This is a genomic window from Vibrio sp. LaRot3, from assembly GCF_027587025.1.
Lineage (GTDB): Bacteria > Pseudomonadota > Gammaproteobacteria > Enterobacterales > Vibrionaceae > Vibrio.
Genome location: NZ_JAPPTI010000005.1, coordinates 37,366 through 48,022, shown reverse-complemented (window position 1 = coordinate 48,022; position 10,657 = coordinate 37,366). Strand labels below are relative to the sequence as shown.

General features: G+C 46.1%; 6 protein-coding genes. 2 read left to right on the top strand and 4 right to left on the bottom strand.

The window, feature by feature from the left end; genetic code table 11:
- Positions 1-174: 174 nt before the first annotated feature.
- Together recC and OH461_RS12055 are read right to left on the bottom strand one after the other, a co-directional pair.
- The gene (gene recC, locus OH461_RS12060; RefSeq protein WP_270020870.1) at positions 175-3,642 is read right to left on the bottom strand and encodes an exodeoxyribonuclease V subunit gamma; all 3,468 of its coding nucleotides are present in this window, start codon (positions 3,640-3,642) and stop codon (positions 175-177) included.
- A gap of 98 nt (positions 3,643-3,740) precedes the next feature.
- The gene (locus OH461_RS12055) at positions 3,741-4,700 is read right to left on the bottom strand and encodes a TDT family transporter (RefSeq protein ID WP_270020869.1); all 960 of its coding nucleotides are present in this window, start codon (positions 4,698-4,700) and stop codon (positions 3,741-3,743) included.
- A 120-nt stretch (positions 4,701-4,820) separates the two neighbouring features.
- Between OH461_RS12055 and OH461_RS12050 the strand changes: the two genes are divergently transcribed.
- The gene (locus tag OH461_RS12050) at positions 4,821-5,723 is read left to right on the top strand and encodes a LysR substrate-binding domain-containing protein (protein ID WP_270020868.1); all 903 of its coding nucleotides are present in this window, start codon (positions 4,821-4,823) and stop codon (positions 5,721-5,723) included.
- 122 nt (positions 5,724-5,845) lie between these two features.
- Positions 5,846-6,142, top strand: a complete 297-nt coding sequence (locus OH461_RS12045; RefSeq protein ID WP_270020867.1) for a YebG family protein — start codon at positions 5,846-5,848, stop codon at positions 6,140-6,142.
- 81 nt (positions 6,143-6,223) lie between these two features.
- Here the strand turns inward: OH461_RS12045 and vexH are convergent, their stop codons facing one another.
- A complete protein-coding gene (gene vexH / locus OH461_RS12040; protein ID WP_270020866.1) occupies positions 6,224-9,346 on the bottom strand; it encodes a vibriobactin export RND transporter permease subunit VexH in 3,123 nt (1,040 codons plus the stop codon).
- A complete protein-coding gene (locus OH461_RS12035) occupies positions 9,346-10,407 on the bottom strand; it encodes an efflux RND transporter periplasmic adaptor subunit (protein ID WP_270020865.1) in 1,062 nt (353 codons plus the stop codon). Before OH461_RS12035 ends, vexH begins: the two co-directional genes overlap by 1 nt.
- Positions 10,408-10,657: the final 250 nt, after the last annotated feature.

The following is a 10,657-nucleotide window of genomic DNA, read 5'->3' as shown; positions in this document are numbered from 1 at the left end:
TCGAATGAGATCCCACTCACGGAACATCATTCAGTCAACCGCTAGTATGCGCGTCACGAGTTGAGCAAGCAGTACATGTTTGCAACAGACCAACCGAATAATGGTCCCTCTGACCAATGGCCGTACAGCGAACGCCCTACACTAATAATGATTTTCTGGCGGCCAACCACTTCCCTAACTCTCATTACCAGCATCCGCATCATGAATATCTTGTGCTTGTAACCTTGGCGTTTGCAGCACCAGTGCCGTCGTTGTGCGCACCTTAGCAGCAAGTTCACTATTCCATTCTGGCCAAATACGGGAGATATAGGCATCGGCTCCTTCCGCTGGCGGCATATTGTTGAAGCCACCATTGAAAGCCGTTTCCATTTTCTTCAACGATTTCTCTTCGTCATCAACCCATTGACCACGAGAGAAACCGGCCTCTACGCAAGCAAGTGAGGTTCGTGGGAAATAAGCCAGCGGCTCTGTCATGCCACTAAAGAACAAGCGAACCAACTCTTTCAATATCGAATGCGCCTCTTCTTTATCCGTAATGGCAGGATAGACGAGATGAACCACGCCCTCTTTGCGGTCGTAACCGATCATATGAGTGCGGTTAACGTGTCCCATTGCCGCCATCGCCAAATGATCAATCCAAGCGGATAAATAATCTTGCGCGCGAATTTTACCGCTGCGATACCTCACCAAACCGGATTGATAATGATTGGTCAGCCAACCAGTTAATGTCACGCTATGGTCGTCTGCAATATCATCAAAGCGCAGTTTAACCGCCAAATCTTCTTGGGACGCAGAACAAACAAAATTAAGCTCTTTCACCATTTCTTCCGCTTGAACTCGGTTGGTATCAAACTCGATTTCACCAAACGCGCCCACCGGTAACTTACCTTGAGCTCGCTGCAATTCAACATACTGTTCAACAACTTGCTGAGGCTCAAGGTTGGACTGTAACAGTTGCTCCAATAAGCCATCCCGCATTTGATAGCTCTCTAACCCATCCAGAACAAACGGTTCATCATCTTGCATGATCGGCAGCGGCGGCTCAAAAACCACTTTGAGGCGACGATTGAAGAAGTAACGAACAGGCATGCGCCAAAAACGTTGCAGTTCAACTAAATTGAGTTCGATAGACTTCTCCGCATCGGTGAGATAATCGACCAATTGGCGATTAAATTCACCACTCTTTTGTCCTTGGCGACAAGCCGCAGGCAACCACTCTTTGGCGTAACTTGGCTGTTTACCAAGAAAGGCCGACGGGCTAAATGGCACCATGGCATGTGAGTGATGCATCACCTCTAAAAGTTGCTCACCAGATTCATCCACCGATAGATGTTGCTGCCCTTCTAAGCAGTAGTTTTGATGGCAATACTCCATCAACTCAGACACCAACACCGAAGGAACACGCTCTGTGTTATCTTGAATTGAACGGCCGACATAACTGATGTAGAGGCTTTGCTGCGCAGAGAGAATGGCTTCTAAAAACAGATAACGGTCATCATCTCGACGAGACCGGTCACCCGGTCTTGCGCGGCCATTCATTAGGTCAAAGCCTTCTGGCGGCATCGAACGCGGATAAACACCGTCATTCATCCCCAACAAACAAACAGCACGAAACGGAATTGAACGCATCGGCATTAGGGTACAGAAGTTTACTTGCCCAGCTAAAAAGCGCTGGCTCACACGCGTACCAGAAAGTTTGTTCTGTAGATATTGAGTAATAATGCTTGGCGATAGCGGTTGCTCGAACTCGGCATCTTGCAACTGTTCTTTTAACGCTTGTAGGGTATCGCGGATCGACTTCAGCGCGACCTCACCTTCCAATTCAACACTAAAGAAATCATCCAACATTAAGGTAAGCGTCTCTCGCCAGCTCTCAATGGTTTTAGTTTGCGCTAATCGAGAACGGTAATCGCTGATGGTTTCAATAAAATGAGCCAACTTACCTGCAAGCTCAGCACTCATGCCTTGCACCTCATTGTAAGGCGCTAATACTTGCGTCTGACCATCAAACAGCCCTGCTGAATCTGGCATGGCATAGCCAAGCAGCATACGCTCGATACCAAATTGCCATGTGTTTTGTTCACTCGCAGGTAAATCAAATTCAGTACTGGTGGTTGGGTTGAGTCCCCAGCGAATGCCCGCTTCTTCGACCCATAGTTTGGCTTGAATAAACTCATCTTCACTTAAACCAAAGCGAGCCAGAATAGCCGGAGTTTCAAGTAACTCCAAAAGCTCAGAAGCTAAACAACGAGTATTGGCGATATTCACCAGCTGCATAAACGCAGCTAAAATTGGGCTTTCTTGGTCTGCGGTACGGTCAGAGATGGAGTATGGGATATAACGCTCACCAGGTGCGTTACCAAATACCGCTTGAATCGCTGGGCTGTAGGCATTGATGTCAGCCACCATGACGATGATGTCACGGGGCTTCAAGGTTGGATCGGCATCAAACATCGCCAGCAGCTGATCGTGCAACACTTCGACTTCACGCATTGGGCTATGACAAGCGTGTAAGGTCAATGATCTATCGTCACCAGCGATGGTGCGTTTATGCTGACTATCAAGTAACTTTTGGTCGTCTTGATGCTCTTCTAAATTAAGAATATCCGCTTGCAGTTGGTGTAATAAGCTATCACGTTCAACCTCAACAAAAGCTTCTATCTCATGGGATTCGAGCTGCGATAATAAATACATATTGTCGCGCCCAAGCTTACCCATCGAAGCAAGTAAACTGTTACCCACCACATCGGTATGCAGCTCACCTTCGAGGTTATCTTCTACTGAGCCTTTAAGCTGTTCACTTTCACCCTCTAGCTCAGAGTGATCATCGCGCCATACCAAATGCTGACGATGCTTCGCAGCTAACTTGGCTAAATATTTTCTGTCTCGCACTTCTCCCCAATAGTAACGACATGGGTTAGTAAACATCAGATGAACGTCAATGTGTTCACCTATGGCCTTTAAAGCATCCATGTAACGAGGAGGAAGGGAAGAAATACCAAAGACAAATAAACGTTTAGGCAGGTTTTCAAACGTACCTTGAAAGTTTTCTAACGCCTCAATGAAGTGCTCATAGAGGTTAGCACGATGATAAGGAGACTGACCTAAGCCGATAGTGTGGTCATAAAGCGCTTGCCACAAAATCGGTTGCCAAGGGTGCTCTTGCTCAATTTCTGCGACAGTTTGCCCGGCTTCCCAGCTAGCAATCCACTCTGGTCGATACACTAAGTAACCATCGAAGATATCCGCGATTTTTTCGGCTAACTGATAAAGTTTAGAGCTGTCACTGTCGTCTTCTAAATAGCGCTGCAATGGGGCAAATTCAGCTTGGGGAAGCAGCGTAGGCAAGATGTCCATCAACTTCCAAGTCATCGCTTCTTTATTGAAAGCACTGCGCTGAGGAACATCCGGTAACACTTGGGTAAACATGTTCCAAATAAACGTCGCAGGAAGGGGAAACTCAAGGTTCGCAGCAACGCCAAACTCTTTCGCAAGCGCCATTTTTAGCCACTGAGACATACCCGGGCTTTGCACCAAAATTTGTTCTTTTTCAAACGGGTTACTTAGAGGGTCAATACGAACTAACTCAACCAGTAACGATTTCAGCACATCAACTTGGTTTGAATGATAAACAGTGAACACCGGGCAGATCCTATACTCGCGATAATGAAAACGAGATTAGCATAACTGCCCGTAAGAGTTTATCTTTAGCCAACGCTTTTGCAGCAATTGGCGCTTCTTTATACTAGCCCTTTAAAAGGTTTATAAAAGTTCCAGTAACGGAGCGATACATACCCCACCACCAAGGTGGCAATCACCAATTCAAACAGCGCCAAACCAAACACTTGCTGTACGTAATGAGACGGAATGTGAACCGATTCCAACCATGCGCTCAATTTGAATAGCGCGGTTGCGCCAATCACCATCGGGAAGGTAAACGCCGCATAACCTGCACTGAATGGCAAACGAAGCAATTTAGCAAACGCCAAGTAGGTCACCATGGTCATTAACACTGCGATACCAAATAACAAAGCGACGATGACAGGTGACGGTTCTGTCGCAATAGATAGATAACCCGCAAGCGAAAGACTGGCTGGCGCGGCCATAATGGCAAAGGTTGGTTTGGCTGCATCCGGAATTTCATGACTAAACACTAAGCGATAAATCATCGTTGGCAGCATCACAGTGTAAGCTGCGAGACCAAACACGATGGTCGCTTGCGCCACAATTTCTAAACTTGGATTACCTGAAAACGACACATCAGCCACGACGATTCCTACCGGTGGTACAAACCAACTTGGCAATAAATGATGCATTTCAAAACCTTGGGCACGGTGATAGACAAAGCTTGTTAAAAACACCAAATGCAAAGCGACCGCTAGCAGCCATAAACCGTCACCCAGCAAGCTGTTCCAATGCCCTAAAGCATTGGACACGATCATTGTTCCCATAGCAAAAGTAGGTACCACACTACCCACAACTGGGTGCGCGAGGTCTTCAGCAAGCAAATGGCGATGAAATAAAAACTTCACCGCTAAAATAACTAACAACACACTAGCAATCATCGCAGCGATAATTTGACCATAGCCTTGCAAGGGCAACGCATTTTCCCAGCTCCAGCCCAAGCTAGCGATACCAAGAGCAAGACCGGCCATTGGGGTAGGTGCACCCATTACTTTTGCTTTTGTTGCCTTAATCATCTTGCGATACTCCACTGCTTACCTCTCAATACCGCTAGTTTACGCTTGCACATTGTTTAGTTATATCTAATTATTTAAAACACTCGTTCAGACAAATTAAACAACAATGGTAGCCTCAAGATGGCTTTACATATCTCTCTGAAACAACTTAAAGTTTTCGCCACCATCAATCAGTTCGACACACTAACAGAAGCCGCCAATGCTTTATGCTTATCGAAAGCTGCTGTCAGTATGGCACTCTCTGAGCTTGAAAAGCAGCTTGGCCACTCATTGTTTGATCGCGTCAATAAGCGGCTTATTCTCAATCAAGAAGGGCAAAAGCTCCTACCGATGGCTGATGAACTGCTCCATCGTGCTCAAGACATTGAGCTGCTATTTGAAGATGACCAGACATTAACAGGAAAGCTTCGCATTGGCGCGAGCGATACCATCGGCAACCAAGTTGCCCCCTATATGCTTAGCCAATTTCGCACCCAGACAGGCCACCAAGCTCAAAGCTTGTTTATTTCTAATTCAGCGTTAATTTGCCAAAAGTTGGTCGATTATGAACTTGATTTAGCGCTGATTGAAGGTAAAACGTTACACCCAGAGTTAATCTCAACCCAGTTCAGCCAAGATGAGATGTGCGTTATTTCCAGTGCTGACTCTCCGCTTATTCGTCAAAGTAATGTGGCGCTGAGCGATCTTGAAAACAGCAACTGGATTTTACGCGAAGCCGGCTCTGGCTCACGTGAGTTTTTTTTACGTGCCGTTGCTCCCCGCATTGAACAATGGCAAGAAGCGTTTCAGCTCAATACCACTGAAGCCATCATCAATTGTGTCTCAGCAGGGCTTGGCCTTGCGTGTTTATCACAGCTTGCCGCGCAGCCCGCAATTAAAGATGGCCGGGTAAAAATATTGCCGCTACCACTGGATATGAAGCGACGCTTTTGGTTATTAGTTCACAAAGAGAAGTATCAAACTCCACTGCTCAAACACTTTATTGAGTTTTGCTATCAATGGGATAACGGGAATACACCATAATTCAACCCTAAAGACGGACTACTTACTCGCCACTCAAGTCGCAGAAATCAAGCTCCGTCTAGACTTAATTGGTTAAAAACTGTATAAACACCCAGTAATTAATTTTAGCTAGAGGAATAACCATGGCTGTAATCGTTAAGTACGTGGTAGAACGCAACGGAGAAGAGAAAATGACTTTTACCTCTAAAGCGGAAGCTGACGCTTATGACAAAATGCTGGATATGGCAGACGAGCTTTTCGCACTACTAGGTAAAAGTGAAATGATCGAAGATGAAGCTAAGCAAGAAGACTTGGCGATGTTCTTAGCTCAAAACAAAGAAGAAGTGCTTTACGCGCTTGGTGCAAAACGTAAACCAGCACCAAAGAAAGCAAAGAAAATTGAGGCCGTTGAAGACGCGCCACAAGAAGACGCAGCATAACCCAGCGCTCTTCTATCTGAGAATAAAAAAACCGAGGCCATTGCCTCGGTTTTTATTTTTCCGCCTAGAGTAAGCTAAACCTTAATTTAACTCACCGTGAGAAGTTCGCCCTTTATTATCATGGCTTAACTCTCTGTTCAGCTCCGCTTCCACATGACCCGGTGCCTGTGTGCTAGCCGAAATCAATCGATACATAGCAGGAATAACAAACAGGGTAATCAAGGTCGCAAAGCCCATACCAAAGAAGATAACCGTACCCACAGCTACGCGGCTTTCATAACCTGCACCACTTGATAAAATCAGTGGAATCGCACCCGCGAGTGTCGTAAAGGCCGTCATTAGGATTGGACGAAGACGACGCGCAGAGGCATCAACAATCGCCTTTTCAAACTCTAAACCACGGTCACGCAGTTGGTTAGCAAACTCAACAATCAAGATGCCGTTTTTGGTTACCATACCGATCAGCATGATCATGCCGATTTGGCTGTAGATATTGAAACCTTGCCCCATGATAAACAAACCTATGAAGCCACCAAAGATACCCATAGGTACAGTAAACATCACCACCAATGGGTTGATAAAGCTTTCAAACTGAGCCGCCAATACTAGGTATGCCACCAGCAATGCCAAACCAAACACCACCATCACACTCGATTGGTTCTCTTTGTAATCTTTCGATTCACCTGAGTAGCTGACCGAAATGTCACCCGGTAGGCGCTCAATCGCTTGTTGATCGAGATAATCTAACGCTTCACCTAAGGTGTAACCATCCGACAAGTTGGCAGTAATAGTGACCGCTTTTTGCTTATTGTAGTGAGACAGTCGAATCGACGATGCCACTTCTTCAATTTTGGTCACGGCATCTAACGTCACCAACTCACCTGACGCAGTACGCATGTAGATTTGGCTAAGATCAGACGCATTGTTAAAGCTGTTTTCGTCACCACGTAGATAGACATCGTACTCTTCACCACGCTCAACGAAGGTCGTCTCACTCTTACCACCCAACATGATTTCAAGGGTATCTGAAATATCCGCGACACTGATGCCTAGTTCGGCAGCGCGCTCTTTATCTACGGTCACCAACAGCTCAGGAGTACGCTCAGAATAGTTAATATCTGCGCCTTCCATATACGGTGATTGCTCTGCCAGCACTTCTAGCTCTTCTGCCCAATGCTTGAGCTCTTGGTAATCAGAACCACCAAGAACGAACTGAACAGGCTCACTTGAGCCACCTCTAAAGCCGGGCATGAATGGGAATACTTTCACATCCGCCATACCACTCAAGGCTTTGCGAACCTGACCTAACGCCTGTTGAGCAGTAACATCTCGATCATTCCAGTCTTCCAAAATCATGATCACAAAGCCAGTTTGGTCACCCGCCATACCGCCAAACGCAGGCGATTGGATACTAAATGACTTCAAGAAGCCTTGACCAAGTAGTGGCATAAGGCGATCTTCAACAATCTCCATATTCGCTGACATACGGTTATAACTGGTGGCATCAGCACCACGAACAAACGCAAAGATCACACCGCGGTCTTCACTTGGCGTCAACTGTGCAGGCACTTGTTGCATTAAACCGTAGCTGCCCCCTAAACAAGCCATGATCACCAAAGGTGCTGCCCATTTTAGGTTTAGAGCCATTTTTAGAACTTTACGATAACCACCTTCCAAACGAGAGAATAAACGGTCAACCACAAGATTAAATCGACTCGGTTTTACGTTAGCTTTTAAGATTTTGCTGCCCAGTACCGGAGTCAGCGTTAACGCGATTAATGATGAGAAAATCACTGACATTGCCAGCAGAACTGAGAACTCAGTAAACAGCAAGCCCACCATGCCATCCATAAACGAGATAGGTAGGAACACCATCACCAAAACAAGGGTGGTCGCGATAACCGCAAAGCCTACTTCACGCGTCCCTTTATAGGCCGCCAGGAGTGGTTTTTCACCTCGTTCAATATGGTGGAAAATATTTTCTACCACTACGATCGCATCATCCACAACCAGACCTATCGACAAGATCAATGCCATTAAGGTGATCAAGTTAATCGAGAAGCCGAAGTAATACGCCGCGATAAACGAGGAAATTAGAGAGACGGGTACGGTTACCGCAGGAATCAAAGTCGCACGAGCCTGACCAATGAAGACGTACAGCACTAAGATAACCAAACCACCGGTGATAAACAGGGTGCTATACACTTCTGAGATAGAACGCTCAATGAAGACGGTTGAATCATAGTCTACGGCCAAGCGAGTCCCATCAGGCAGGAACTGCTGAACCTTGTCGACTTCCGCATGAACCAACTGAGCCACTTCAAGTGGGTTAGCATCAGATTGAGGAACAATGCCGAGACTGACGTTCACAACGCCATCGCTTTTAAAGGTCGAGTTTTCGTTTTCTGCACCAATATAAACGTCAGCAACTTCTTTTAAGTAAACTGGCGTGTTATCGCTGGCACGCTTAACCACTAGGTATTCAAAATCTTGCGCTTGCTGATAAGTACGTGCTGTTCGCACAGACATGACAATCTGATCGTTACGAACTTCACCACCCGGGCTCTCCAAGTTTTCACTGCGTAAAGCATTAGTGATGTCAGACGTTGTGACGCCGCGCCCAGCCATCAACTCAGGCTTCAACTTCACATACATGACTTTATATAAACCACCAGAGATGTCGACTGAACTTACGCCTGTTAACAAACTAAATCGGTCCATCAGTACGCGTTCAACGTAGTCTGTTAATTGGGTGCGATCCATCTCAGATGAGCTTAGGTTGATGTATAACGAGGCTTCACCAGAGCCATTGTTTTTATACACCACAGGGTCGTCAGCTTCATCTGGCAATGAACGCTGCGCTCGAGCAACCGCATCACGAACATCACTGACCCCGGTATTTAGGTCATAACCCAAATCGAAGGTAATCGTGATTCGCGACATGCTGTTTCGCGTGGTAGAAGAAATTTCATCAATACCACTAATACCGGATAACTGATCTTCAAGTACCGAGGTAATCTGGCTTTCAATGATGGTGGCTGAAGCCCCTTCATAGCGGGTACTGATTGAGACAACTGGGTTCTCAATGTCCGGCATTTCACGCACGGCCAATTTAGAGAACGAGACAATACCGAAAACACACAACAACAGGCTTAATACTAAAGCCGCAACAGGGCGTTTTACGGAAACATCAGACAACCACATTACTTGTCACCTTTGCTGTTTGGTTTCGCTGGTTGGCTACCTTGCTCAACCACTTTGGCTCCATCACGCATGTTCACAATACCCTGAACAACAATGCTATCGCCAACCTCTAACCCTTTAGTGATTACCACTTGGTTTTCTACGCGAGCACCAAGCAGCACCTCTGTACGTTTCGCTACTTGGTCTTCACCAACAACGTAGACGTAGCGTTTAGTGCCTGAGTACTCAAGTGCCTGCACTGGAATAATCGGTGCATTAATGGCAGGAAAGTCCATGTTTGAAGAAACCAGCATGCCCGGTTTTAACTTGTTTTCGGCGTTAGAGAAATGAATGCGTACACGCAGGTTTAGTGTTTCTTGATTGATGCGTGAATCAATGCCAACCACTTCTCCACTAAAGATGGTGTCTCCCCAAGCTTCTGTGCTTGCGGTAACGACCATGCCTGTCGATAGCTTGGCTAAGTAACGCTCTGGCACTTGCAAATCTAACTGCATCACGGAGAGATCATCCAAAGAGAGCAGTTCGCTGCCCGCTGTAACCATCTTACCGCGGCTGAAATCAATAAAGCCGACGGTTCCGGCGAACGGAGCACTGATGTGCAGATCTTTTAGATCGGCGTTGGCCGCATCTAAGCGTGCTTGAGCAATCTCAACACTGGCCTTTTGCGCATCAATTTCAGTTTGTGTGATGGCATTGCGCTTAACCAAACGCTGAAACTCTTTTAACTTACGCTGCTCATCAACCAAGTAGGCTTTTGCTTCTTTCACCGCTGCGCGAGCTTTATCATCATTTAACTGAATAAGTAGCTGACCTTGCTTAACTTGTTGGCTTGCGCTCACTGCAATCTTTTCAACTTTACCTGTGGTTTCTGGTGAAACCATGACAGATTGAGCCGCTTCGAGCTTACCGATCAATGAAAGGGACTGGGAAACTTGGTGAGTTTGAACTTGCTCGGTAACAACCGTTACAGCCTGTGGGCCAAAGGGTTGTTTCGCTAAAACCGTTGGCGACGCCGCCATAATCGACACAGACAAAATGCTCAGAATCAGAGTTTTTTTCATGGTTATAATATCTTGCAAAATTAACTGGTTATATTGTACTCGTAAAATTCCCACAGAAACGTCAAGGAATGTAAATAGTGACGCACCGAACGTAAATTACGACGCTGAAAATAAGCTAAAAACCCTTTTTACGAACCTCTTTGCCCAAAAAGGCATCATTCAACTCAAAATTGGCAGAAAAAGTCTTTACAGTGTTTATGAGTTTGCTATGATGCGCTCCGCACTTAAGGGATGAGTTGGGAAATCATCA

Bases quoted from the DNA above. Each gene is read 5' to 3' on its own strand.
- OH461_RS12055 (WP_270020869.1), bottom strand. From the start codon at position 4,700: ATGATTAAGGCAACAAAAGCAAAAGTAATGGGTGCACCTACCCCAATG.
- OH461_RS12050 (WP_270020868.1), top strand. From the start codon at position 4,821: ATGGCTTTACATATCTCTCTGAAACAACTTAAAGTTTTCGCCACCATC.
- OH461_RS12045 (WP_270020867.1), top strand. From the start codon at position 5,846: ATGGCTGTAATCGTTAAGTACGTGGTAGAACGCAACGGAGAAGAGAAA.
- vexH (WP_270020866.1), bottom strand. From the start codon at position 9,346: ATGTGGTTGTCTGATGTTTCCGTAAAACGCCCTGTTGCGGCTTTAGTA.
- OH461_RS12035 (WP_270020865.1), bottom strand. From the start codon at position 10,407: ATGAAAAAAACTCTGATTCTGAGCATTTTGTCTGTGTCGATTATGGCG.